22 protein-coding genes are annotated in these 25,186 nt (G+C 65.2%); 13 read left to right on the forward strand and 9 right to left on the reverse strand.

Annotated features, from left to right (window positions below):
- Positions 1 to 236: 236 nt before the first annotated feature.
- From EDE08_RS30590 to EDE08_RS30610, 5 genes are all read left to right on the forward strand, one after another.
- On the forward strand, positions 237 to 383 hold the full coding sequence (locus EDE08_RS30590) for a hypothetical protein (RefSeq protein ID WP_035669499.1): 147 nt from the start codon (positions 237 to 239) through the stop codon (positions 381 to 383).
- Between the two features lie 17 nt (positions 384 to 400).
- Positions 401 to 1,360 (forward strand): site-specific tyrosine recombinase XerD, encoded by a 960-nt coding sequence (gene xerD / locus EDE08_RS30595; RefSeq protein WP_131872678.1) that lies wholly within the window; start codon positions 401 to 403, stop codon positions 1,358 to 1,360.
- A gap of 327 nt (positions 1,361 to 1,687) precedes the next feature.
- Positions 1,688 to 2,650, forward strand: coding sequence for an acetyl-CoA carboxylase carboxyltransferase subunit alpha (locus EDE08_RS30600; RefSeq protein ID WP_131872680.1), 963 nt, complete (start codon positions 1,688 to 1,690; stop codon positions 2,648 to 2,650).
- A 457-nt stretch (positions 2,651 to 3,107) separates the two neighbouring features.
- Positions 3,108 to 4,691, forward strand: coding sequence for a L,D-transpeptidase family protein (locus EDE08_RS30605; protein WP_165936266.1), 1,584 nt, complete (start codon positions 3,108 to 3,110; stop codon positions 4,689 to 4,691).
- Positions 4,692 to 5,013: 322 nt separating this feature from the next.
- Positions 5,014 to 6,111, forward strand: a complete 1,098-nt coding sequence (locus tag EDE08_RS30610) for a helix-turn-helix transcriptional regulator (RefSeq protein ID WP_131872681.1) — start codon at positions 5,014 to 5,016, stop codon at positions 6,109 to 6,111.
- Between the two features lie 491 nt (positions 6,112 to 6,602).
- On the opposite strand, the gene EDE08_RS30620 is transcribed toward EDE08_RS30610, so the two are convergent.
- The 7 genes from EDE08_RS30620 to EDE08_RS30655 all read right to left on the reverse strand — a co-directional run bounded on the left by EDE08_RS30620 (position 6,603) and on the right by EDE08_RS30655 (position 14,375).
- Positions 6,603 to 7,298: a branched-chain amino acid ABC transporter ATP-binding protein gene (locus EDE08_RS30620; protein ID WP_131872685.1), complete on the reverse strand. Its 696-nt coding sequence runs from the start codon at positions 7,296 to 7,298 to the stop codon at positions 6,603 to 6,605.
- Positions 7,291 to 8,025: an ABC transporter ATP-binding protein gene (locus tag EDE08_RS30625; RefSeq protein WP_131872687.1), complete on the reverse strand. Its 735-nt coding sequence runs from the start codon at positions 8,023 to 8,025 to the stop codon at positions 7,291 to 7,293. The genes EDE08_RS30620 and EDE08_RS30625 overlap by 8 nt, the downstream gene beginning before the upstream one ends.
- Positions 8,012 to 9,103: a branched-chain amino acid ABC transporter permease gene (locus EDE08_RS30630; protein ID WP_131872689.1), complete on the reverse strand. Its 1,092-nt coding sequence runs from the start codon at positions 9,101 to 9,103 to the stop codon at positions 8,012 to 8,014. The genes EDE08_RS30625 and EDE08_RS30630 overlap by 14 nt, the downstream gene beginning before the upstream one ends.
- Positions 9,104 to 9,292: 189 nt before the next feature.
- The gene (locus EDE08_RS30635; protein ID WP_131872691.1) at positions 9,293 to 10,510 is read right to left on the reverse strand and encodes a substrate-binding protein; all 1,218 of its coding nucleotides are present in this window, start codon (positions 10,508 to 10,510) and stop codon (positions 9,293 to 9,295) included.
- Between the two features lie 4 nt (positions 10,511 to 10,514).
- Positions 10,515 to 11,372: a branched-chain amino acid ABC transporter permease gene (locus EDE08_RS30640; RefSeq protein WP_131872693.1), complete on the reverse strand. Its 858-nt coding sequence runs from the start codon at positions 11,370 to 11,372 to the stop codon at positions 10,515 to 10,517.
- Between the two features lie 138 nt (positions 11,373 to 11,510).
- Entirely contained in the window at positions 11,511 to 13,025 is a 1,515-nt protein-coding gene (locus EDE08_RS30650) for an amidase (RefSeq protein WP_131872695.1), read from the reverse strand.
- A 165-nt stretch (positions 13,026 to 13,190) separates the two neighbouring features.
- Complete coding sequence (locus EDE08_RS30655) at positions 13,191 to 14,375, reverse strand: substrate-binding domain-containing protein (protein ID WP_165936265.1); 1,185 nt, start codon at positions 14,373 to 14,375, stop codon at positions 13,191 to 13,193.
- Between the two features lie 179 nt (positions 14,376 to 14,554).
- Between EDE08_RS30655 and EDE08_RS30660 the strand changes: the two genes are divergently transcribed.
- A complete protein-coding gene (locus EDE08_RS30660; protein ID WP_061882645.1) occupies positions 14,555 to 14,998 on the forward strand; it encodes a MarR family winged helix-turn-helix transcriptional regulator in 444 nt (147 codons plus the stop codon).
- A 401-nt stretch (positions 14,999 to 15,399) separates the two neighbouring features.
- Here the strand turns inward: EDE08_RS30660 and secA are convergent, their stop codons facing one another.
- Positions 15,400 to 18,240 (reverse strand): preprotein translocase subunit SecA, encoded by a 2,841-nt coding sequence (secA, locus tag EDE08_RS30665; RefSeq protein WP_131872699.1) that lies wholly within the window; start codon positions 18,238 to 18,240, stop codon positions 15,400 to 15,402.
- A gap of 352 nt (positions 18,241 to 18,592) precedes the next feature.
- On the opposite strand from secA, the gene EDE08_RS30670 reads away from it, so the two are divergent.
- The 3 genes from EDE08_RS30670 to EDE08_RS30680 all read left to right on the forward strand — a co-directional run bounded on the left by EDE08_RS30670 (position 18,593) and on the right by EDE08_RS30680 (position 21,320).
- A complete protein-coding gene (locus tag EDE08_RS30670) occupies positions 18,593 to 19,546 on the forward strand; it encodes a peptidylprolyl isomerase (RefSeq protein ID WP_131872701.1) in 954 nt (317 codons plus the stop codon).
- A 117-nt stretch (positions 19,547 to 19,663) separates the two neighbouring features.
- Positions 19,664 to 20,905, forward strand: a complete 1,242-nt coding sequence (gene argJ, locus EDE08_RS30675; protein WP_131872703.1) for a bifunctional glutamate N-acetyltransferase/amino-acid acetyltransferase ArgJ — start codon at positions 19,664 to 19,666, stop codon at positions 20,903 to 20,905.
- Between the two features lie 4 nt (positions 20,906 to 20,909).
- Entirely contained in the window at positions 20,910 to 21,320 is a 411-nt protein-coding gene (locus EDE08_RS30680; protein ID WP_131872705.1) for a (deoxy)nucleoside triphosphate pyrophosphohydrolase, read from the forward strand.
- Positions 21,321 to 21,583: 263 nt separating this feature from the next.
- Here EDE08_RS30680 and EDE08_RS30685 read toward each other — a convergent pair whose 3' ends face one another.
- Positions 21,584 to 22,432 carry a methyltransferase domain-containing protein gene (locus tag EDE08_RS30685; protein ID WP_131872803.1) on the reverse strand — a complete coding sequence of 283 codons (849 nt, stop codon included), beginning with the start codon at positions 22,430 to 22,432 and terminating at the stop codon, positions 21,584 to 21,586.
- A 211-nt stretch (positions 22,433 to 22,643) separates the two neighbouring features.
- On the opposite strand from EDE08_RS30685, the gene EDE08_RS30690 reads away from it, so the two are divergent.
- Genes EDE08_RS30690 through EDE08_RS30705 form a run of 4 tightly spaced genes read left to right on the forward strand, consistent with a single transcriptional unit; the run spans position 22,644 to position 25,118 of the window.
- Entirely contained in the window at positions 22,644 to 23,453 is an 810-nt protein-coding gene (locus EDE08_RS30690; protein WP_131872707.1) for a ComF family protein, read from the forward strand.
- Positions 23,454 to 23,488: 35 nt separating this feature from the next.
- On the forward strand, positions 23,489 to 23,764 hold the full coding sequence (gene grxC, locus EDE08_RS30695; protein WP_131872709.1) for a glutaredoxin 3: 276 nt from the start codon (positions 23,489 to 23,491) through the stop codon (positions 23,762 to 23,764).
- Positions 23,761 to 24,639 carry a carbon-nitrogen hydrolase family protein gene (locus EDE08_RS30700; RefSeq protein ID WP_131872711.1) on the forward strand — a complete coding sequence of 293 codons (879 nt, stop codon included), beginning with the start codon at positions 23,761 to 23,763 and terminating at the stop codon, positions 24,637 to 24,639. The genes grxC and EDE08_RS30700 overlap by 4 nt, the downstream gene beginning before the upstream one ends.
- Positions 24,636 to 25,118, forward strand: coding sequence for a DUF1178 family protein (locus tag EDE08_RS30705; protein WP_131872713.1), 483 nt, complete (start codon positions 24,636 to 24,638; stop codon positions 25,116 to 25,118). Before EDE08_RS30700 ends, EDE08_RS30705 begins: the two co-directional genes overlap by 4 nt.
- Positions 25,119 to 25,186 lie beyond the last annotated feature (68 nt).

Consider the following 25,186-nt stretch of genomic DNA (forward strand, 5'->3'; position numbering starts at 1 on the left):
TGTCTCGCTCGATTGGATCTCGCTCGATCTGCCGCCGGGGGCGGCATGCTTTGGCCACCTATACGATCCCATGGGGGCCCTCGCCAGAGGACTCTTGCCACGAAACGGCGAACATGTTGGATGATTTCATTGGTTAATTTGGCTGCCAAGACCGACCAAGAGCCCTACGCAAGACCCCTATCCAAGACCCCTATCCAAGACCCCTATCCAAGTCCTCTGCCCGAGACCCCAGAACGATGCCCAGCCTCTTCCGCTTCCTGACGGTCGTCGCCGTGATCGCCGGCATCGTCTATGGCGTGGTCTTCGCGCTGGCGAACTTCGTCAATCCCAAGCCACGGGAAATGACGGTGACGATCCCGCCGGATAAATTTCTCAAGAAATAGGCGCTAGCCTCAGAGGCATGCCCACCAAGCCCTCAGACGCCAAGCTCATCGGCCTGTTCCTCGACATGCTCGCGGCGGAACAGGGCGCGGGGCCCAATACGCTCGATGCCTATCGCCGCGACCTCACCGACTTCTCGGATTTCCTGGGCCGCGTCGGCCACAATTTCGTGGACGCGGAAACGCAGACGCTGCGCGACTATCTCGCCGATCTCGACATCCGCGGCTTCAAATCCACCAGCGTCGCCCGCCGCCTGTCGGCGATGCGGCATCTCTACCGCTTCCTCCTCAATGAGCGCATCCGCGGCGACGATCCGGCCGCGATCCTGTCCGGTCCCAAGCGCGGCCGCGGCCTGCCCAAGGTGCTGTCGATCGCGGATGTCGACCGCATGCTCCGCCGCGCCAAGGAGTTGAGCGAGGCGGAAGAGGCCTCGCCGACGAAGCGGCTGCGCGCTCTCAGGCTCTATTGCCTGCTCGAGGTGCTCTACGCCACGGGCCTGCGCGTCTCCGAGCTGGTGGCGCTGCCGCGCTCGGCGGCCAAGCGCGACGCGCGCATGATCGTGGTGCGCGGCAAGGGCAACAAGGAGCGCCTGGTGCCGCTCAACGAGGCCTCGCGGCAGGCGATGGCCGACTACCTCGCCGCGACGGAGGCGGCAAAGACCGAGAAGAAGAAAGACAGCCTCGCCGCCTCGAAATGGCTATTCCCCTCCTTCGGCGAGAGCGGACATCTGACGCGGCAGCATTTCGCCCGCGATTTGAAGGAGCTCGCGGTCGCCTCCGGGCTGCAGGCCCGGCTGGTCTCCCCGCACGTGCTGCGCCACGCCTTTGCCAGCCACCTGCTGCACAACGGCGCCGATCTGCGCATCGTGCAGACGCTGCTCGGCCACACCGACATCTCCACGACGCAGATCTACACCCATGTGGTCGAGGAGCGGCTGAAGAGCCTGGTGCGCGACCTGCACCCACTGGCGGAGAAGTAGGGTAGGTGAGAGGTCTCGTGCCCCGGACGTAGCGCAGCATGTAAGTGATACGCTGCTGAGCCGGGGCCATGCCGCTTGCTGGGTCCCGGCTCTGCGCAGCAGCGCTCAAGAAGCGCTGCAGCGCGTCCGGGACGCGACATCGGGGTCGGGAGGACAACCGAAACCGCCTTGACTTCGGCCGCATCTCCGCAGAAAGAGCCGGGGCCTCACCGATTGATTTGGCTGGCGCCACACGAGCGCACAAGCCAAACCATTGAAGACACTACACTTCTTTCCGCAGCCCTAACCTCGCTTCGCTCCAAGGCCCCGCCCCCCTATATTGAGTTGATGCAAGACCAGATGCGCAGCTATCTCGACTTCGAAAAGCCCGTCGCCGAGCTCGACTCCAAGGTCGATGAATTGCGGGCGCTCGCGGCGTCCGGCACCGACATCAGCGACGAGATCGGGCGGATCGAGGACAAGGCGGCGCAGGCGCTGGCCGACCTCTATCAGAACCTGACGCCGTGGCAGAAGACGCTGGTCGCGCGGCATCCGCAGCGGCCGCATTTCAACGACTTCATCAAGGGCCTGATCACCGAATTCACCCCGCTCGCCGGCGACCGCAAGTTCGGCGAGGACGAGGCGCTGGTCGCCGGCTTCGGCCGCTTCCGCGGCGAACCGATCTGCGTGATGGGCCAGGAGAAGGGCGATTCCACCGACAGCCGCATCAGGCATAATTTCGGCATGGCGCGGCCCGAAGGCTATCGCAAATGCGTGCGGCTGATGGAGATGGCCGAGCGCTTCGGCCTGCCCGTGCTGTCGCTCGCCGATTCCGCGGGCGCCTATCCCGGCATCGGCGCCGAGGAGCGCGGCCAGGCCGAGGCGATCGCGCGCTCGACTGACGCCTGCCTGGCGCTGACCGTGCCAAACGTCGCCATCATCACCGGCGAGGGCATGTCGGGCGGCGCCATCGCCATCACCACCGCCAACAAGGTGCTGATGCTGGAGCACGCGATCTACAGCGTGATCTCGCCGGAGGCGGCGTCCTCCATCCTCTGGCGCGACGGCACCAAGGCGCAGGAAGCCGCCAACAACATGAAGATCACCGCCCAGGACATGCTCCGCTTCGGCGTGATCGACCAGATCCTGAAGGAGCCGGTCGGCGGCGCCCATCGCGACCCCGCGGCCATGATCGCCACCACGGGCGAAGCCATCGCCAAGGCCTTCGACGAGCTCCGGGACCTCGACGCCGAGGCCATCCGCAAGCAGCGGCGGCAGAAATTCCTCGATATCGGCCGGAAACTGGGCTGATTCGCCCGTTTTAGCGCCGCAACGGCGGTGCGCTCCCTCCCCCGCCTGCGGGGGAGGGTTGGGGAGAGGGTGTCTCCTCTCGCGACATTCCCAATGCGGCGCGAGCCCCCTCCCGGCCTCCCCCGCAAGCGGGGGAGGTGAAGAGCGAGACGGTAACCCCGCATTAACCCTTTTTTTGCCCAAATCGGCGATCTCAGTGGCGGTGGGGCCGCGTGGTCCAAGTTCCGGCCCAGTTTAAGTCTCTGTTGACTACAGCTTTGGGCCAACGCCCTCGTGATCCCCGTTCGGGTTGCGACCACATGACCCAGAGGTTAGAATTTTAATCAATGGCTTCAGGGCACAGGCGCTGGGGCGTGAGCTGAAAAAGCCCGTCCATCGGGTCCGGTTCGCCGGTCGGATCATGCTCCAGAAGAATTGGGGTTCGCGCTTCATAGCCCGGCACGGTGTGGGGTCCATCTTGATTTCTCGTTCGCTTGCTCGCGCGCTCTTGGCTTCGGTTGCGCTGATGACGGCCGGCGGCCTGCTGGCCGGCTGCAACACCGACCAGGTCTCGCTCGCGACCAACGCCAAGGCCAACCAGCCGGTGCCGCCGAAGCTGATCGCTGCGATGGCCGAGAAGGACATGGATCTGCAATCGCCGATCCTGGTCCGCCTGTTCAAGCAGGAGGCCGAGCTCGAGATCTGGAAGCAGACCCGGTCAGGCAAGTTCGCCCTGCTCAAGACCTATCCGATCTGCCGCTGGTCCGGCGACCTCGGCCCCAAGGTGCGCGAAGGCGACCGCCAGGCGCCGGAGGGATTCTACTCGATCAACCCGAGCCAGATGAATCCGCAATCGGCCTATTACCTGTCCTTCAACACGGGATATCCGAACGCATTCGACAAGGCTTTGGGGCGGACCGGCTCGCAGCTGATGGTGCATGGCGATTGCTCCTCGCGCGGCTGCTACGCGATGACGGACGAGCAGATCGCGGAGATCTATTCGCTCGGGCGGGAATCCTTCTTCGGCGGCCAGAAGGCGTTCCAGCTGCAAGCCTATCCGTTCAAGATGACGCCGGTGAACATGGCCAGGCACCGGAACAATCCGAACATGCCATTCTGGAAGATGATCAAGGAAGGCTATGATCATTTCGAGGTGACGCGGCAGGAGCCGAAGGTCGATTTCTGCGAGAAGAAATACGTGTTCGACGCCGCGAAGCCGGCGGACGCCAAGCGCGACCTGGTGTTCGACGCCTCGGCGAAATGCCCGGCCTATGTGATCCCCGAGGAGATCGCCGAGGCCGTGCGCGGGAAGCAGGCCAGGGACGAAACCGAATACGCCAGGCTCGTCGCCAAGGGCACGCCGGTGGCGCGCATGAACACCGGCATCGACGGCGGCATGAACAAGGTGTTCGCGGCCAAGATTCCGGAAGGCTCGACCGGCCTGTCCGAGGGTGCCGAAGGCACCACGCTGCAGATGCTGGCGATGGCGAAGGCGCCCGGCACGATCCCCGGCCACGTCAATCCGCCCAAGCCGAATCTCGACGCGGCAGCATCCGCGCCAGCGCCGCAGGAAGAGCCGGTTGTCGCCGTTAGTGCGCCCGCGACCACGCGTGTCGCCGCAGCTGCGCCGGCGGAGAGAGCTCAAGAGAAATCCCAGGAGAAATCCTCGGGCGGCGGCTTCTTCTCGAACCTCGGCCGCAAGATGGGCCTCGGCACCGCCGACACCACGGCGACCACGCCGCCGCCGCAGGCCACTGCGTCCGTGGCGCCGGCCCAGACCTCCGTGACGCCGCCCACGGCAGCATCGAGGCTCAAGGCCGCAGTAACCCGCTTCGTGCCGGGGCATGACAAGTCCAAGGATGCCGCAAAGGACGCGCCGAAGCCGGCTGTTGCCGCCGCCAAGCCCGCCGAACCGGCGAAGCCGGACACGCGCCTTGCCGCGACGCGTCCGGCGCTGAAGCCCTCGCTCTCGGATGGCGTGGGCGAAGCGACGCAGATCATGGGCGCCGCACCGGTGGTGCAGTCGAACTCGTTCGACAGCCGCTTTGGGGCGGTGAAGTAGGCGGGCGCCGCGCCTTCCGGAGCAAGCCAAGCACAACCTGCTGATTGCCCTTCCCCGCGCATGGCTCGCCGCCGCAATAGCCGCGTGCGATCCGCCAGCTTGTCGCGAAGCTTGATCCCGCAGGCGGGATGCAAGAAATCGCGACTTGGGAAAGGCCGGAGAAAGTTTGTCGTAGAGTTCGAACGCTCCGACAAGGCCGCCACGGCGAGGATTGAGGAGCCCGACTGGTTCCCTCCAAGGATCCGGGGCGCCTCTCGATGTGCCGGATTGCGTCGCCCGGTCACCCGGCTATAGTTACGGCGTTTGCTCTCTCGCGCTGCGCATGAGTGGATTTGGGCATCTCGATCATCTGATTGACCGCATCTACGAGGCCGGGCTCATACCGTCATTGTGGCCCGCGGTTCTCGATGAAATCGGTAACGCTATCGGCGGCAATGGCGGACTGCTTTTCGCGGTACGCGACGGCTATGTCAGCGGGGTCAATTCCGTCAATCACGACCAGACCATGCCTCTTTTCTTGCAAGAGGGATGGAGTGAGCGCGATCCGTTGCTGCCGCGTGCCGCCGCCCTCAACTACGCCGGCTTCCTCAATGATGGAGACCTTCTATCGGAGGAGGAGATCGCGACCAATGACGTGTACTGCAATTTCTACCGCAGGCACGGAATCGGCTACAGAGCCGGGACCCTCATTTCAATACCGAGCGGCGATTCGATTGCGATCGTCATGCCGCGACACCAAGATAACGGCCCGGTGCCGCGCGACGTCGTCTCGTTCCTTGATGGCCTGAGGCCTCATCTGGCTCGGGCGTCCCTGACTGCAAACCGCCTTGGCTTCGAGCGCGCGCGCGCGCAAGCCGACGCACTGCAGGCCATTGGGCTGCCCGGAGCAATATTGCGCGAACGAGGCAAATTACTTGCGGCGAACGGGCTGTTCGAAGCGCTGATGCCGTCGCTGTTCCAGGACCGCGCAGAGCGGCTGACCCTGACCGATGTCACTGCGGACGGATTGTTCTCGGCGGCGCTGGGGACCTCGTTCGTCCGCGACAGCCGGGGCGTCAAGTCCCTCGCCATCGCAGCGGCCATGGATCGCGTACCGATGGTCCTGCATGTCGTCCCGGTGCGCGGATTCGCACGCGATATCTTCACGCAAGCCACCTTCATGCTCATCGTAACGCCCGTCGATCGCGGCGCGGTACCGAGTGCGGAAGTCCTGCAAGGACTGTTCGACCTGACGCCGGCAGAAGCCCAGGTCGCACGTGGAGTTGCTCAGGCCGGATCGGTCGATGCACTCGCATCAAAAATCGGCGTGACGCGAGAGACGGTGCGCACGCAGCTCAAAGCCGTGCTTTCAAAGACCGGCCTTTCCCGTCAGCAGGAGCTCGTCAGCCTGCTCGCTGGCAAGGCATTGCGCGGCGGCTAGACCCCTATCCCGCAGACACATCCCTCATCGCCCTTCCGCCCGACGGCCCAGACCAGACTTTGCCCTGGCATGGGCAAGCCCTGTTTCACCCAAATGGGTGAAGACAGGGATCGGACCTCCGGGTTCAAGTTTGTCCGGTTGGTTGCAGGGTGAGAAGCGGCGACTATGGTCAGATCGGAGTTTTCGACATTCGAAGTGACTTTGGTGCAGCGCAAGCGAAAAAGATGGGTCTGGAGCGTCTGCACCAGCGGAGGAGCGGTCGTGGTGCGAGGGCGGGAATCAAGTCGATATGCCGCAAAGTACCAGGCCGAACGCGCGCTGTTCATGCTGCTTCTAACCGCGCCCTACTGGTCGCGACTTCCCGCATAACGAGGCTTTCAGTGAGGTTCCGTCTGGACCTGGCCTGAGACGGAGCACCATACCGGATGCCTCGCTTTCGCGGAGCATGACAGCGGTGGTCGGTGTGGGCTCGGCGCGCTTCACGAGCATCCCTACGGCGCCAGATACCGCACCAGCTCCGGATTGTCCCTGACCTCGCCCGCCTCGCCTTGCAGCGCGACCCTGCCGCGGTCGAGGACGTAGGCGTAGTCGGCGACGCGCAAAGCGAGGTCGAGGTGTTGCTCGACGATGATGACGGCGATCTCCTTGGCGAGATCGATCAGGCGTTCGGTGATCTCCTCGATCACGCCGATCCAGACGCCTTCGGTCGGCTCGTCCAGCAGCAGCAGTTTCGGATCGCCCAGCATGGCGCGGCCGATCGCGAGCATCTTGCGCTCGCCGCCGGAGAGGGTGCCGGCGGGCTGGTCGAGGCGCTGGCCGAGTTTTGGGAAGATGGTCAGCACGTGATCGACCGCGTCGGCCTTCTTGCTCGCGAGCGAGCCGACCGCGAGATTGTCGCGCACCGACAGGCGCGCGAACACCGAATGCTCCTGCGGCACGTAGCCGATGCCGGCGCGGACGCGCTCCTGGGTGGCGCGGCGGCTGATGTCGCGGCCGTCGAAGCCGATCTCGCCCCTCCACGCCGGCAACTCGCCGACGATGGTCTTCATCAGCGTGGTCTTGCCGGCGCCGTTGCGGCCGAGCACGGCGACACCGCCGCGCCAGGGAATGCCGAGGCTGACGTCGAACAGGACCTGGCTGCGGCCATAGCCGGCGTCGAGATTCTTGATGTCCAAAAATTCAGGCACGGCGCAGATAGATCTCCTGGACGGCCTTGTTGGCCTGGATCTCGGACACCGTGCCCGACGCCAGCACCTTGCCTTGGTCGAGCACGGTGAGACGATCGCAGATGTCGCGGATGAAATCGAGGTCGTGCTCGACGATGACGAGCGAGCAATGCTGCTTGATCGGCTGCAGCAATTCGCCGGTGACGCGGCGCTCCTCCAGGCTCATGCCGCCGGTCGGCTCGTCGAGCAGCAACAGCTTCGGCTTGCCGGCGAGCGCCATCGCGATCTCCAGCCATTGCTGCTGGCCATGCGACAGCGCCGCGGCCGCATCGAAGGCGCGGTCGGCGAGGCGGAACTGCGTCAGCATGGTCATGACCTGGTCGTGCAGCGCACCGCGCGTGCGCGAGAACACGAGGTCGAGCAGCGAGCACTGCGCCTGCAGCGCGAGCAGGATGTTGTCGTAGAGCGTCAGCGTCGGCAGCACGCTGGTGATCTGGAATTTCAGGCTCATGCCGGCCCGCGCCCGCTCGGTCGGCGTGAACGCGGTGATGTCGGTATTGACGAAGCTCACCTTGCCCTCCGTCGGCACCTCGGCGCCGGCGATGCACTTCATCAGCGTGCTCTTGCCGGAGCCGTTCGGGCCGATCAGGCCGTGGAATTCGTTCTCGCCGACGGTGAGCGCCGCGCCGTCGAGCGCCGTGAGCTTGCCGAAGACCTTCTTGATGTCGGCGGCCTCAAGGAGCGGCATTGCGCTTCTCCTTTGGTTTCGCACCGAAGCTGCCGACCCGCTCGCGCTCGCCGAGCACGAAGCTGATCAGGCCGAGCGGCCGGAACAGGATCACGAGCAGCAGCAGCAGGCCCAGGATGATCGGCCAGACGTCACGGTAATTGTCCGACAGCCAGAAGCTGACGCCCTCGACGATGACGGTGCCGATGACGGCGCCGATCAGCGTCCCCGAGCCGCCGAACAGCACGTAGAGCACGACTTGGGTCGAGACCACGACGCCGACCATGTTGGGCCAGACGAAGCCCTCGTGGAAGGCGTAGAGGCTGCCGGCAAGGCCCGCAATGGCGCCGCCGATGGTGAAGATGATGGCTTTCAGATGCTGCACCTTGTAGCCGAAGAAGGCGATGCGCTGCTCGTTCTCGCGGAGGCCCGCGAGCGCCAGGCCGAACTGCGAACGCACCAGGAAGCGGCAGAGCAGATAGACGACGACGAGGATCCCGAGCACGAGATAGTAGAAGGCCGGGCCTTCCGTGAACTCGTAGCCGCCGAGCGACATCGGCGCGATCGAGGGAATGCCGTTCTGGCCGCCGAGATAATACCAGCCGCGGGCCAGGCGATCGGCGGCGTAGGAGCCGGTGAGCGTGCCCAGCGACACGAAGATCACGCTCGAGGGATGCCGTCCCAGCAGCAGGAAGCCGCCGAGCAGGAGCGCGAAGGCGAGTCCGATGATGGTCCCCGCCGGCAGCACCAGGAGGATGTTGGTGATGTCGAGGTCGCGCGCGAGCAGCGCGACGCCGTAGCCGGCCGAGCCGAAGAACAAGGCCTGGCCGAAGCTCATGATGCCGGCATAGCCCCAGACCAGGTCGAACGACAGCGCGAACAGCGCCAGGATGATCACCCGCGTCGCGAACACCGTGAGATAGTCCTGCAACACCAGCGGCGCGAGCAGCGCCGCGACCAGCACGATGCCCTCCACGATCGGCAAGATTTTTCGCGTCGACGCTTGCTTCGCTGGCACGCTTTCGGCCACCAAAGCGTCTGTCTCGTCCCCGACGTCGGCGTGGACCGCCTGCTTAGCTGCACCCATGGACTTCAGCATTCCGAATTTGGCGTTTCGCGGAGGCCAACACCTCTCTCCGTAGGGGAGAGGTCGGATTGCGCCTGGCGATGCGCAGCATCGTCCAGAGCAATCCGGGTGAGGGGCCGCGGCATCCAGCGAGACCTGATCCCCTCACCCGGATCGCATCTTGCGATGCGACCCGACCTCTCCCTGCGGGAGAGGTGAAGATCAGCATTCCTTGGGATCGACGAGGCCGTTGCTGCGGGCGACGATCTCGTAGTTCCCGCCCTTGGCGACCGCGGTGTACATCTTCATCTTGCAGTGCCGCTTGCCCGGCACCATCTCGGCGGGCCCGCCTGGACCTTCCGCGATCTTGGCGTGGTCGAGCGCGGCGGCAACCGACTCACGGTCGATCTTGCCCGCTTCCTTGACCGCGGCCTCCCACAGCTTCAGGCCGCGATAGGTGCCGGTGGCGGCGCTGCCGGCGGCGAACAGGAAGTTGCCGGGGAAATCCTTCTCGTACGCGGCCTGGATCTTGGCGTCGAACGGGTTTTCCTTGGTCAGCACCTTGAAATAGTCGAGGCAGCTCGCGAGGCCCTCGATCTCCGCGGCCTGGTTGATGTTGAGCGTGTTCTCGTCATAGTAGACGCAGGCGAGCCGCCCGCCGTTCTTGAGGAAGCCCGCTTCATAGAGCTGCTTGAAGAACGGACCGACGCCCGGCGGGATGACGGTGTTGAAGACGACATCGACCTTGTTGGAGATGATGCGGTTGACGGTCGAGGAGAAGTCGACCTGGTCGAGCGGGTAATATTCCTCGAACACGACCTCGCCGCCATTGGCTTCGATCACCTTGCGGGCGTAGACGTTGAGCGTGTGCGGCCAGACGTAGTTGGCGCTGGGCAGCGCGAACTTCTTGCCGCCGTTCTTGATCAGCCAGGGGATGAACTCGTCGCACTGCTGCGCCGGCGTCGGGCCGGTGCAGAACAGGTAGGGCGTGCACTCCTTGCCTTCGTAGAGCTGCGGATAGATGTAGAGCGTCTTGCCGCGAGCGACGATCGGATCCTTGATCGCATTGCGCATCGACGAGGTGATGCCGCCGAGCACCATGTCGACCTTGTCGCGCTGGATCAGCTTTCGCACGTTGCCGACGGCGACGGATTCGTTGGACGCGGTGTCCTCGATGTAGAGCTCGAGCGGACGGCCGAGCAGGCCGCCGGCCGAGTTGATCTCCTTGATCACCATCTTGGCGACGTTGGCGTCGGCGTTGCCGGCATAGGCGATCGGGCCGGTGAGGTCGGTGGCGATGCCGACCTTGATCGGGCCTTCCGCCGCATTGGCCCAGGGCGCCGGGATCACCCAGCTGCCGACACCGGTTGCGACCGCGCCGGACGCAAAGGCTAAATTGGAGAGGAAACGACGCCGCGTGAGGTGAGTACGATCGAGCATGTGATTAAACCCCTTTTCCAGCGATGAGGCCCTGCGGGCGGAATTTGATGAAGACAATGGCGAGCACGAAGACGAGGACATCGGCGACGACGGGCGCCATCACCCAGGGCAGAGCGGCGCTGAGCGTGCCGATGACGCCGGCGCCGGCGACCGGACCGATGAAGGAGCCGACGCCGCCGACCATGACCGCGACAAAGCCCTGGATCAGGAAGCGCAGCCCGAGATCGGCGTAGAGGCTGAACACCGGCACGATCAGCGCGCCAGCGAGCCCGGCGAGCGCCGAGCCGAATGCGAAGGTGGCGCCGTACATCAAGGGCGTGGAGATGCCGGAGGCGCGCGCCAGCGACGGGTTCTCCAGCGTGGCGCGCATGCGCAGGCCGAAGCTGGTGCGCGAGAGCAGCAGGTAACAGCCGGCCATCACCAGCAGCGTGATGACGATGATGGTGAAGCGCCAGGCCGAGATGTGGACGGAGCCGATGTCGATCGAGCCGCCGATCGGCTCCGGCACGGTGAGATAGAAGCCGCCGATCAGGCCGCGCACGGATTCGCGGATGATCAGGCCGAGCGCATAGGTGCCGAGCATGGCGACGATGGGTGCGGCGTAGAAGCGGCGGATGATCAGCGCTTCCAGCACGAAGCCGAGCGCGCCGACGACGAAGGGCGCCGCGACCATGCCCGCCCAGATCGGCAGGCCCCTGGCATAGGCGAGATAGGTGATGTAGGCCCCGAGCAGGACGAACTCGCCTTGCGCGAAGTTGAAGATGCCCATCATGCTGGCAATGATCCCGAGCCCCAGCACGATCAAGACGATGATCGCCCCGAAGCTCAGGATCTCGAACGCCGCGACGAACGCATTAGCCATGCGCCGGAGCCTTTCCCGTTCCGATGGAATCGGAACGGGCCTCTGGAATCCAGTTTTGACAGGTTTTCCTGGCGCGAACCGGGGTCCGGTCCGCGCGAAAACGCCCTGGCGTTCCGCCCACCTGCATCAACACCTCGTTCACATCTTCTTCCAGTCGCCGATCTGCTCGAAGGCATGGGCGGCGCGGTAGATCGTGGATTCCTCGAACATGCGGCCGACCAGCATCAGGCCGGCGGGCAGGCCATCGACCATGCCGCAAGGCAGCGACATCGCGGGATGATGCGTGATGTCGAACGGCGCGGTGTTGGAGATCATCTCGAGCGCGCGGGCGACGTACTCCTCGCGGCTGGCATTGGGCTCCGGCAGCTTGGTCGCCTTCATCGGCGTGGTCGGCATCAGCAGGAGATCGTAATCCCCAAACGCCTTGTCGTAGGCCGCGGTCAGGCGGCGCGAGATGTTGAGTGCCTTGCCGTAGAAGCGTGGGCCGAAATTGTTGTTGATGTAGGTGCCAAGCATCATGAACAGCTTCGTGGTCTCCGACAGCGAATCGGCCTGCCGGCGCCAGCCGCGGTGGAAATCCATCAGCGAGGTCGAATAGAGGTCGCCGCGGCTGAGGCCATAGCCGTCGCCGAACATCATGGTTTGGGTCAGGCCTTCGGTACCGATCGGGGTCCAGATCGCGCCGCCCAGGAGGTGCATCGGGATCGACACCGTCTCGACGCTGGCTCCGAGATCCTTGAAGCGCTTCGCCGCCTCGCGCACGCTTTCATTCACCGCAGCCTCTGCGCCCGGCTGCTCGAAACCTTCCTTGACGATGCCGATCTTCATGCCCTTGACGCCCTGGCCGAGCGCCTTGGTGTATTCCTCGACCTTCGGAGCCTTGATGCGAGGATCGTAGCCGTCGTCGCCGGCGAGCACCTCGAGCAGCAGCGCGTTGTCGGCGACCGTCGCGGTCATCGGGCCGGTATGGTCGACATAGATCTCGATCGGCATGATCCCGGTGTAGGGCACGAGGCCCCAGGTCGGCTTCATGCCGTAGATGCCGCAGAACGAGGATGGCATGCGGATCGAGCCGCCCTGATCGCCCCCGATCGCCATGTCAACCTCGCCGAGCGCGACCACGACGCCCGAGCCCGACGACGAGCCGCCGGCCGAGTAGCCCATCTTGTGCGGATTGTGCACCGGCCCGTAGGAGCCGGTGTGGCTGCCGCCGGACAGGCAGAAGTGCTCGCAATGCACCTTGCCCTTGATCTCGGCGCCGGCATCCAGCATGCGCGTGACGATGGTGGCGTCGAAATCGGGCACATAGCCTTCCAGCGTCGACGACCCGTTGGTCATGGGAACGCCGGCCAGCATGATGTTGTCCTTCAGCGCGACGGTCTTGCCCTTCAGCTTGCCGCTGGCGGCACCTTTCACGGTCGACTTGCGATACCAGGCATTGCGCGGGTTCTCCTCGGCCGAGGGCCGGTAGCCGGGCGTCCGCGGGTACTTCACCTCCGGCACCTCGTCCGGCATCGCGGCAACGAGATTGTAGGCCTCGATCGAGCCCTGCATCAGGCCGCGGAACGAGGCGACGTCGTCGTCGGTCAGCGAAAGGCCGCACTGCTCGGCGACGCTGCGAAGTTGGTCGGGCGTGGGAAGGACAACTGTCACGGCGCTCTCCTTGAAGGCTTCTTGTTTCCTGGCGTTGAACGGAAGCCTTCCGCCCGCGCCTGCACGACGCGGGCCAATCCGGCTTCGCGGCGATATTACAGACGGAAATATTTTCCTTTTCAAGTATTATTTCACGCGACGGCTGCGACGTATCGGCGGCCGCCTTCAGAACGTCTTGATGATCCTGAAGTCGAGACCGTCGGCTTCAGCGAAGTACATCGGCATCTCGGCGCGGCCGTCGCGAAGAGTCACGGGACCGCGGCCGGCCGAGTAGACGGTGTTGCGCGCGGCCTTCAGCAGCGGACGAAACGCCAGCGAGCCGGCGCGGTTGGCCACGGACTCCAGGAAGCGCAACCCTTCATAATTCGACTGGCCGACGGAACCGACCGGCGGCGCATTGGCGCCGAACATGGCTTCGTATTTGCCGAGGAACTCGTCGTTGGCGCGTGACGCCATGCAGTTGAAATAGCCGGAGGCGCAGAACAGATTCTCGGTGTTGTCGGCGCCGATGCCGAGCAGCACGGTCTCGTCCATCGCGCCCCCGAGCCGCAGCGTGGAGGTGGCAAGGCCCGCTTCGGCGAAGGCGCGGTTGAAGGTGATGCTGTCGGTGCCGATCAGGGAGATCAGCACCACGTCCGGCCTGGCGGCGCGGATGCGCGCCAGATGCGGCTCGTGATTGTCCTCGCCGACCGGAACGAACTCCTCGCCGACGACCTGGCCGCCCGCTTCCTTGATGTAGCGCTTCACCGCGCGATGCGACTGCCAGGGCCAGACGTAGTCGCTGCCGATCAGGTACCAGCGCGACGCCTTCTTGACCTCCGCGAGCCAATGGATCGAGGGCCGGCTCTGCCAGCGCGGCGTCTCGCCGATCGCCATGACCCCCGGCGTGCGCTCGCCGCCTTCATAGACCGGGGTGTAGATATAGGGGATGCGGTCGCCGGTGACCCTGCGCAGCGCTACGCGGACGGCACTGATATGCGAGCCCATGATCAGATCGACCTCGTCGAAGGCGATCGCCTGCTCGGCGCGGCGAACCACCTCGTCGATCGGGCCGCCGGAATCGTAGATCGACAGCTCCAGCTCGCGGCCCAGAATGCCGCCGCGCTTGTTGATCTCGGCGACCGCCAGCATCGCGCTGTTGGTGGAACTCGGGCCCCAGATCCCTGGCGAGCCGGTGAAGGTGAGGAAGTTGCCGATGCGCAGCTTGTTGCGGGCGCCGCGCCGCTTCATGAAATGCGCATCGACCGGGGACAGGTCGAAATCCGCCGCCGATGACGACAAATTCCTGAACAGCAGGGACGGCGGCAACGCCGGTCCGCCGTGAGCCGGGAAGTTCACCGTCGCGCGCACGCCAACTCCTGTCTGGGACCAGACCTGAAAGCACATTGATCAGGCGGCCGCGGCTTCCGCCCTTTTGTTGGGCAATGATCCTATTTTGAAAATATTGAATGTTCAAGAATTGAAGTGCATATAGATGCAGCATTGATTGCAAGACATTCACTCATCTGGGTCAAGACGAAGTCTTAGCCGTGGCAAAACCGCCGAAAGAAAACTCCCCGATCACCGAACACCTCGCCTACCTGCTCGCGCAAGCCAACCGGGAAATCAACCGGCAGCTCGAACTGCGGTTGAGCAAGGAAGGCGTTCCCGTCGAGCAATGGCGCATCCTGAAAGTGCTGTCGGATGGCAACGGCCACTCGATGGGCGAGCTTGCGGATGCGGTGCTGCTCAACCATCCGACATTGACCAAGATGATCGACCGCATGGTCTCCGACACGCTGGTCTATCGCGTGCAGGACCCGAACGACCGCCGCAAAGTCCTGATGTTCATCTCCGACCGCGGCAAGGTGCTGTGCAGGAAGCTCAACTCGCTGGCGGTGGACCAGGAGGAGCACATCCTGGAAAGCTACGGCGGCAAGTCGACGAGCGAATTGAAGCGGCTGCTCGAGAGCCTGATCGACAGCTCGAATTGATCTGCGCGTGAATCGAAACGTTAGCTTGGCGAGTTCTCAACGCTTGTCGTCCCGGACAAGCGCAGCGAAGCGGAGCGCAGATCCGGGATCCATAGCCACAGGCCGTGGTCGTTTCAAAGATTAGCAGTTGCGCTTTCTCGCGCGGTACGAGCACCGCGCGCCACCTATGGATTCCGCGGTATGGGTCCCTGCGTTCCGCAGGGACGACAGCGTGGTGAGAGCTGAGCGCCACATGGTCAACCGTCATCGCCCGATTTAATCGGGCGATCCAGTATTCCAGAGACGGATGTGATTGAGCCGAGAGGCCGCGGCGTACCGGGTCGCCCGGTCGAGCCGCGCGACGACAGCGGAGGATGAGGCGCGAGTATCGCCTTACGCGCGCACGGCGGCGAAGTTAGCCGCTAAGCATACCGCCCGTGGCAGTGCTTGTACTTCTTGCCCGAGCCGCACGGGCAGTCCTCGTTGCGGCCGATCTTGCCCCAGCTGGCTGGGTTCTTCGGATCGCGTAGCGACGCATCCGTGGCCGGGGCGCCGAGGGTGACGCTGGCGAGCGCCATCTCGTCCTCGCCGGTGTTGGGGTCGAGCTTGTGCGCCTCCATCGGCGGCAGCATGGGGGCTTCCTGCTCGGGCGGGACGATCTCGACCCGCATCAGCTGCGCCGTGACCGCCTCGCGCAAGTGAGCGCTCATCTCCTGGAAGAGATTGAAGGCTTCGGTCTTGTATTCCTGCAACGGATCACGCTGGCCGTAGCCGCGGAGGCCAATGACCTGGCGCAGATGATCGAGCATGATCAGGTGCTCGCGCCAGAGATGGTCGAGGGTCTGGAGCAGGATGGTCTTCTCGACGTAACGCATGACGTCGGGACCCCATTGCCCGACCTTGGCCGCCATGTGCTCGTCGGCCTTGGTCTCGATCCGATTCAGCAGTTCCTCGTCGGCGATGCCTTCTTCCTTCGCCCATTCGTCGACCGGCAGGTCGAGATCGAGCACGCGCTTCAGTTCGTCCTTCAGACCCGCGACGTCCCACTGCTCGGCATAGGCATGCTCGGGCACGTGCTTGGCGACGAGGTCGTCGATGAAGGCGTGGCGCATGTCGGTGACGGTCTCGGCGACGCTCTCGTCCTTCATCAGCTCGACGCGCTGATCGAAGATCACCTTGCGCTGGTCGTTCTGGACGTTGTCGAACTTGAGGAGGTTCTTGCGGATGTCGAAGTTGCGCGCCTCGACCTTCTGCTGCGCCTTCTCCAGGGCCTTGTTGATCCAGGGATGGATGATGGCCTCGCCCTCTTGCAGGCCGAGACGCTGAAGCATGCTGTCGAGACGGTCCGAGCCGAAGATCCGCATCAAATCGTCTTCGAGCGACAGGAAGAACTTCGAGCGGCCGGGATCGCCCTGACGGCCGGAACGGCCGCGCAGCTGGTTGTCGATGCGGCGGGATTCGTGGCGCTCGGAGCCGATGATGTAGAGGCCGCCGGGCTTCTTCACGGTCTTGGCGGGCTTGGATCCCTTCGCCGGCTCGATCTCGACGGTCTCCTCGGCCTTCAGCACGATTTCGCGGAAGCGCTCGATGTCGGCCTTGATCTGCTCGATCTTCTTCGCCTTCTCGGCCTCGTCGGTGATAGCAGCGGTCTCCTGCTGGATACGCATCTCCAGCGAGCCGCCGAGCTTGATGTCGGTGCCGCGGCCGGCCATGTTGGTGGCGATCGTGATCGCGCCGGGCACGCCGGCTTCCGCGACGATGTAGGCCTCCTGCTCGTGGAAGCGCGCGTTCAGCACCGCGAACAGCTTCGCCTGCTTGCCGGCGCGGGCCGCGGCATAGAGCTTGTCGAGCGCGCCCTCCTTGCCGAAATCGATCTGCTTGTAGCCGTTCTTCTTCAGGAACTCGGCAAGCACCTCAGATTTCTCGATCGACGCCGTGCCGACCAGCACGGGCTGGAGCCGCGAATTGGCGCGCTCGATCTCGGCAAGAATGGCTGCGTATTTCTCCTGCTGGGTACGATAGACCTCGTCGTCCTCGTCGAGGCGCGCAACCGCCAGATTGGTCGGGATCTCCACGACCTCGAGCTTGTAGATGTCGAACAATTCGTCCGCTTCGGTCGCGGCCGTGCCGGTCATGCCCGCGAGCTTCTCGTACATGCGGAAGTAGTTCTGGAAGGTGATCGAGGCCAGCGTCTGGTTCTCGGGCTGGACCTGGACGTGCTCCTTGGCCTCCAGCGCCTGGTGCAGGCCTTCCGAATAGCGGCGGCCCGGCATCATGCGCCCGGTGAACTCGTCGATGATGACGACCTCGTTGTCGCGGACGATGTAGTCCTTGTCGCGCGTGAACAGCGTGTGGGCGCGCAGGGCCTGGTTGATGTGGTGCACGACGGAGACGTTCTCGACGTCGTAGAGCGACTCGCCCTTGAGCTGGCCGGCGTCGCGCAGCAGGGTCTCGATCTTCTCCATGCCGGCTTCGGTCAGCGTCACCGTGCGCTGCTTCTCGTCGACCTCGTAATCGGTCTTGTCGAGCCTGGGCAGGAAGCCGTCGATGGTGTTGTAGAAATCCGAGCGGTCGTCGAGCGGACCGGAGATGATCAACGGCGTGCGCGCCTCGTCGATCAGGATGGAGTCGACCTCGTCGACGATGGCGAAGAAGTGCGGGCGCTGGACCATGTCCTCGAGCCGGTACTTCATGTTGTCGCGCAGATAGTCGAAGCCGTATTCGTTGTTGGTGCCGTAGGTGATGTCGCAGGCATAGGCCGCCTTGCGCTCGGCATCGTCGAGGCCGTGCACGATCACGCCGGTGGTCATGCCGAGGAAGCCGTAGATCTGGCCCATCCAGCCGGAGTCGCGGCGGGCGAGGTAGTCGTTGACGGTGACGACATGGACGCCCTTGCCGGCGAGCGCATTGAGGTAGACCGCGAGCGTCGCGACCAGCGTCTTGCCTTCGCCGGTCTTCATCTCGGCGATGTCGCCCTCGTGCAGCACCATGCCGCCGATCAGCTGGACGTCGAAATGACGCTGGCCGAGCGTGCGCTTGGCCGCCTCGCGCACGGTAGCGAAGGCCGGCACCAGGAGATCGTCGAGCGTCTTGCCTTCGGCGAGCTGCTTCTTGAAGTCGGCGGTGCGCGCTTTCAGCGCCTCGTCGGAGAGTTTCGAGACCTCGGGCTCCAGCGCGTTGATCGCGTTGACGCGGGACTGATATCCCTTCACCCGCCGGTCGTTGGCGGAGCCGAAAAACTTGCGGGCGAGCGCGCCGATCATGCCTAGTTCCTGTGTTCGCGATTCAACCGCGTTGCAGCCAAGAAGTTGTCACCCGCCTGCCTATCAACTCACCGTGACGCCTCGCGGCATCAGAGCCCGGACTGCGGGTTCATCCGCCATATGGGTGGGAATTGGGCAAGTCTGGGTTCAACGGCCAAAAACGCAGCAAAATAAACGCCATCGCCATGGTCGCGACCGGGCAGAGATATGGCCCGGTCAGGGCCTTGTCAACGGCGGGCGCATTGCGGCTAATTCATCATTTTGACAGACTTTTCGCGTTGCCAAGCCCCCCTGAATTGGGCGAGTGTCCGCCCCGCTCGAGCAGCCCCCTGCTTCAACATAAGGATTTTCCATGACCACCTCGTTCCCGGTAACCACCGGCCAGCGCTTCCGGCATGCGTCGGCCCTGGCTGGCAGCCTCGGCTTGACAGCCTGCTTGGCGCTGTCCCTGGCGTTCGCGGGCCCGCTCCGGGCCGCCGACGATCCGGTGCTGGCGAAGGTCAATGGCGCGGAAATCAAGAAGAGCGACGTCACCATGGCCGAGGAGGAACTCGGGCCGAGCCTCGCCCAGATGGACCCGGCGACCAAGGACGAGAACGTCCTGTCCTTCCTGATCGACATGAAGATCGTCAGCAAGGCTGCCGAAGACAAGAAGATCGCCGACAGCGAGGAGTTCAAGAAGCGCCTGGCATTCGCCCGCAACCGGCTCCTGATGGACAGCCTGCTCGCCAATGAGGGCAAGGCCGCCACCACGCCGGACGCCATGAAGAAGGTCTACGAGGAAGCCGCCAAGCAGATCACCGGCGAGCAGGAGGTGCGCGCCCGCCACATCCTGGTCGAGACCGAGGACGAGGCCAAGGCGGTGAAGGCCGAGCTCGACAAGGGCGCCGATTTCGCCGAGCTCGCCAAGAAGAAGTCCAAGGACCCGGGCTCCGCCGATGGCGGCGACCTCGGCTTCTTCACCAAGGAGCAGATGGTGCCGGAGTTCTCGGCCGTGGCGTTCTCGCTCGAGCCCGGCAAGATCTCCGACCCCGTGAAGTCGCAGTTCGGCTGGCACATCATCAAGGTCGAGGAAAAGCGCAACCGCAAGGCGCCCGATTTCGAGCAGGTCAAGGCCCAGATCGAGCAGTACGTGACCCGCAAGGCTCAGGCCGAGTATGTCGCCAAGCTGCGCACCGAAGCCAAGGTCGAGCGGCTCGACCAGCCGGCGGCGGATGCGTCCAAGGACGCCAAGTCGTCCGATGCGAAGCCGGCGGACCCTGCCAAGCCGTCCGACAGCAAGATGGCGCCCCCGGCGAAGAAGTAAGACCGCGAAGAAGTAAGAATTCGCTGTCACTTCGCTGACGCCGAGAGTATCTAAGCATCGCAATGGCCGGGCATCCCCCGGCCATCTGCATGTCCAGACCTACCAAGGCGCCCCACGATGTCCTCTGCCGTCTCTCCCCTCGTCCCCAAAACCGTCCCTGATATGCCCGTGATCGCGGGCATCCGTCTTGCGACGGCCGAAGCCGGCATCCGCTACAAGAACCGCACCGACGTGCTGCTGGCGGTGATGGACAAGGGCACCGCCGTCGCCGGCGTTTTCACCAAGTCGAAGTGCCCCTCCGCCCCGGTGGAATGGTGCCGCGCCAAGCTGAAGGGCGGCAAGGCGCGCGCGCTCGTGGTCAATTCCGGCAATGCCAATGCCTTCACCGGCAAGACCGGCCGCGCCTCCACCGCGCTGACCGCGAAGATCGCCGCCAAGGCGGTCGGGTGCAGCGAGGGCGAGATCTTCCTCGCCTCGACCGGCGTGATCGGCGAGCCGCTGGATGCGACCAAGTTCGACGGCGTGCTCGGCCGCCTCGCCGAGACCGCCGAGCCCGGCGACTATCTCGCCGCGGCCAAGGCGATCATGACCACCGACACCTTTCCGAAGGTCGCGACCGCGACGGTCAAGCTCGGCAAGGCCAGGGTCACCATCAACGGCATGGCCAAGGGCGCCGGCATGATCGCGCCCGACATGGCAACGATGCTGTCGTTCATCTTCACCGACGCCCCGATCGCGCCGGCCGCGCTGCAGACGCTGCTCAAGAGCGGCGTCGAGGACACTTTCAATGCGGTGACGATCGACGGCGACACGTCGACGTCGGACACGCTGCTGGCCTTTGCGACCGGCGCCGCCGCCGGGCACGGCGCACCGAAGATCAGCCGCGCCAGCGATCCGCGCCTGAAGGCCTTCGTCAAGGCCTTCAACCAGGTGCTTGCCAACCTCGCCGAGCAGGTGGCGCGCGACGGCGAAGGCGCGCGCAAGCTGGTCGAGATCACGGTCGAGGGCGCCAAGACCAAGGCCTCGGCGCGCAGAATCGCGATGTCGATCGCCAACTCGCCGCTGGTGAAGACCGCGATCGCGGGCGAGGACGCCAATTGGGGCCGCGTGGTGATGGCGGTCGGCAAGGCCGGCGAGCCGGCCGATCGCGACAAGCTCTCGATCTCGTTCAACGGCATCCGCGTCGCCAAGAGCGGCGCCCGCGATCCCGACTATGACGAAGCGCAGGTGTCGGAAGCGATGAAGGCGCCGGAGATCGCGATTCTGGTCTCGCTCGGCCTCGGCAAGGGCCGCGACCGCGTGCTGACCTGCGACCTCACCAAGGAATACGTCGCGATCAACGGGGATTACAGGTCCTGACCGGATGGCCGAACTGAAGCTCACCCTCGTCGTGGCCTGCGCGCTGGTCGATGCCGACAAGCGCATCCTGATCGCGCAACGTCCCGAGGGCAAGCAGCTGGCCGGCCTCTGGGAATTTCCCGGCGGCAAGCTCGAGCCGGGCGAGCGGCCGGAGCAGAGCCTGATCCGCGAGCTCCATGAGGAGCTCGGCATCACCGTCGCCGAGCCATGCCTCGCGCCGCTGACCTTCGCCAGCTACGGCTACGAGACCTTTCACCTCCTGATGCCGCTCTACATCTGCCGGCGCTGGGAGGGCGTGGTGACGCCGCGCGAAGGGCAAAACCTCGCCTGGGTCCGCGCCAACAAGCTGCGTGACTATCCGATGCCGCCGGCGGACATTCCGCTGATCCCGCATCTGATCGATCTGCTGATGTGAGGTCGCAGTCGCCACGCCTCAATCTCTATCGTCGTCCCGGACAAGCGCGCCCAAAGCGCGCGCAGATCCGGGACCCATAACCACGGAGCCATGTTGTAGAGGAAGTGGTCACTCCGAATCCTCGCCAAACGACTTCCTGTGGTTATGGGTCCCGGATCGGCGCTGCGCTCTGGACAACGCTGCGCGTTGCCAGGCTACGCTTGTCCGGGACGACATCCAATTCTTGGACGACGATCTCGGCCACGACGGAGAGAGAGAGCGACTCAGCGTTCCCCCATCTTCTTCACCGCTTCCGCCAGGCTCGCCTTGGCCGATCCCGGCTTCAGCGGCTGCTGCTGGCTCGCATGCGGGGCCCAGCCGGACAGCCAGATGACGTCGAACGTCGCACGGATGCGGCCGTCGGCATCGGCAAAGCGCTCGGCGTAGATCTCGGCCATCCGCAGCAGCGTCGCGCGCCGGCTCGGCGTGCGCCGCCGCTCGATCATCACGTTGGCCGCGCCCATGCGGCGGAGATCCTGCATCAGCGCGAACGCATTGGCATAGCGCACCACGACGCGGTCGACGTCGGTGACCGGCAGCGCGAAGCCCGCCCGCTGCAACAGAGCGCCGATGTCGCGCAGGTCGGCGAACGGCGCCACGCGCGGCGACACGCCGCCCTCGCATTCGGCTTCCGCCGCGGCGAAGGCCTGCCGCAACTCGGTCAGGCTGTCGCCGCCGATCATCGCGGCGAGCAGCAGGCCGTCCGGCTTCAGCGCCCGGCGAACCTGCGCAAGCACACCCGGCAGGTCGTTGACGAATTGCAGCGCCAGCGCCGAGACGACGAGATCGAGGCTTTCCGGCGCGAAGGGCAGTGTCTCCGCGCCCGTCGCATCGGGTGCAATCCGCGCGATGGTCGGAAGCCGCGTGCGCAACGCCGCGAGCCCCTCGCCGGGCGTCCAGAGATCGGCCGGAGCGTGAAATTCGCGCATCACGGCAGCCAGCCGGTCGGACATGTCCTCGGCCACGCGATCGAGCAGAAATGTCACCTCGCCCAGCGCCTGCGCGCGCAGCTGCCGCGCGTTCAGCAAGGCGCGATCGAACAAGGCGGGCGGGGTTTGCGGGGTCTGAGCCATGCCGCTGGTTACGCCGATCGCCACGGTTCTGGCAACGCTCTCGTGTCCCGGACGCGCTGCGCTGCTGCGCAGAGCCGGGACCCATGCATCTGCACGTGCGGCTCGCTGGGCCCCGGCTCAGTAGCGCACCACTGCGCGGTGCGCTGCGTCCGGGGCACGAGACCGGTACAGCCCGCTTGAGCCCTCGCAAGCGGAACGCTAGCCTTGTCTCATGGAAGCCGACGCCGCCCCCACCCGCTCGATCGCCGCGCCGCTGCGGGCCGCGTGGACGGCTGGCCGCCACGTGGTGTCGCGCGCGGCGCGGCTCGCGCTCGACATCGCCCTGCCGACGCAGTGCGTATCCTGCCACGAGCCGGTCGACGGCGAGGGCGTTTGCGCTTCGTGCTGGGCGCGGCTGTCGTTCATCGAACGGCCCTACTGCCCACGGCTGGGCATTCCCTTCGTTTATGACCCCGGCCCCGACATGCTGTCGATGGAGGCGATCGCGAGCCCACCGGCCTACCAGCGCGCGCGGGCGGCGGTGCGTTACGACGACGTCGCGCGCACGCTGGTGCATGCGCTGAAATACCAGGACCGTACCGATCTGGCGCCCGCCATGGGCCGCTGGATGGCCCGCGCGGGCGGCGAGCTGCTCGCCGGCGCCGACATGCTGGTGTCGGTGCCCCTGCATTGGCGGCGGGCCTGGCGGCGCCGCTACAACCAGTCCGGGGCGCTGGCGCGCGTGATCGCGCGGCAGAGCGGCGTCAATGTGCAGAGCGAGGTGCTGCGCCGGGTGCGCGCCACCGAGCAGCAGATCGGCCTGTCGCGCGCCCAGCGCGCCACCAATGTGCAGGGCGCATTTCAGGTATCCCCCGACCGTCAGGCCGAGATCCAGGGCCGCCGCATTGTCCTGGTCGACGATGTCCTGACGTCAGGGGCGACGCTGGATGCCTGCGCGCGGGTCCTGCTGCGCGCCAAAGCGGCCCAGGTCGACGTGCTGGTCTTCGCCCGGGTTGTCGAAAGCGGCCCCCGTCCCATATAGTTCAATGAATTCATGACATGAGAGCGCCAGACGAAATGACTGCTGCTGTCGAGATCTACACCCGGCCGGGCTGCGGCTATTGTTCCGCCGCCAAGTCGCTGCTGACCCGCAAGAAGGCGACCTTCACCGAATTCGACGTCGCCAAGAACCCGTCCTGGCGCCAGGAAATGTACGGCCGCGCCGGCCAAGGTTCGACTTTCCCGCAGATCTGGATCGGCGGCACCCATGTCGGCGGCTGCGACGAGCTCTATGCACTCGACCGCGACGGCAAGCTCGACGGCATGCTCGAGAGCGTCAAGGCGGTGTCATGAGCGAGAATCGCACCTTCACCGCGGCCATGGTGCAGATGCGCACCGGCCTGATGCCCGAGCCGAGCCTCGAACAGGCAACGAAACTGATCCGGCAGGCTGCGGCCAACGGCGCCGACTACGTGCAGACGCCCGAAGTCAGCAACATGATGCAGCTGAACCGCAAGGCATTGTTCGAGCATCTGCAGAGTGAAGAGGACGACGCTTCGCTGAAGGCCTACCGCGCGCTTGCGGCGGAATTGAAGATTCATCTCCATGTCGGCTCGCTGGCGCTGCGCTTCTCGCCGGAGAAGGCGGTCAACCGCTCCTTCCTGATCGGGCCCGAGGGCGATGTGCTCGCGAGCTACGACAAGATCCACATGTTCGACATCGAGCTGCCGGACGGCGAGAGCTATCGCGAATCCGCCAATTACCAGCCCGGCGAGAGCGCCGTGATCTCGGATCTGCCCTGGGGCCGCGTGGGCTTGACGATCTGCTACGATGTGCGCTTCCCCGCGCTCTACCGCGCGCTCGCCGAGAGCGGCGCGTATTTCATCACGGTGCCGTCGGCCTTCACCCGCAAGACCGGCGAAGCGCATTGGCACGTGCTGCTGCGCGCACGCGCGATCGAGACCGGGTGCTTCATCTTCGCTGCGGCCCAGGCCGGCCTGCACGAGAACAAGCGCGAGACTTACGGCCATTCGCTGATCATCGATCCCTGGGGCGAGATCCTCGCCGAGGGCGACGTCGAGCCCGGCATCATCATGGCCAGGATCGATCCGGCCAAGGTCGAGACCGCCCGCCGGGCGATTCCATCGCTCCAGCACGGCCGCCGCTTCGGCGTCTCCGATCCCAAGGCTGGGCCGGACCATTTGCACCTCGTGCGGGGATCGGCATGATCCGCTACGCCCTTCGCTGCGACCGGGACCACGCCTTCGAGAGCTGGTTCCAGAGCTCGTCGGCCTATGATTCGCAGGTGAAGCGGAAGCTCGTGACCTGCCCGATCTGCGGCTCGGCCAAGGTCGACAAGGCGATCATGGCGCCACGCATCGTCGGCAAGAAGGGCCGCGGTCCCGCAGTGCCGCCGCCGGAGCCCACTGCTGCGGCCACGCCCGAGGCTGCACCGTCAGGACCGACCTCGCTGCTGATGGCGCAGGAGCGCGAGCTGCGCGCCAAGCTCAAGGAGCTGCGCGATCATATCGTCAAGAACGCCGACAATGTCGGCGAGCGTTTTGCCAACGAGGCTCGCGCCATGCACTACGGCGACAAGGAGCACCGTCCGATCTATGGCGAAGCCTCGCCGGAAGAGGCGAAGTCGCTGATCGACGAAGGCATCGAGGTCTCGCCGCTGCCGACGCTCCCGGAAGACCGGAACTGACGCGCGGAGCGCGTCATCCCGGGACGGTCCGAAGGACCGGACCCGGGATCTCGAGATTCCGGGTTCGC

It is taken from the genome of Bradyrhizobium sp. R2.2-H, from assembly GCF_004346455.1.
GTDB classification, from domain to species: domain Bacteria; phylum Pseudomonadota; class Alphaproteobacteria; order Rhizobiales; family Xanthobacteraceae; genus Bradyrhizobium; species Bradyrhizobium diversitatis.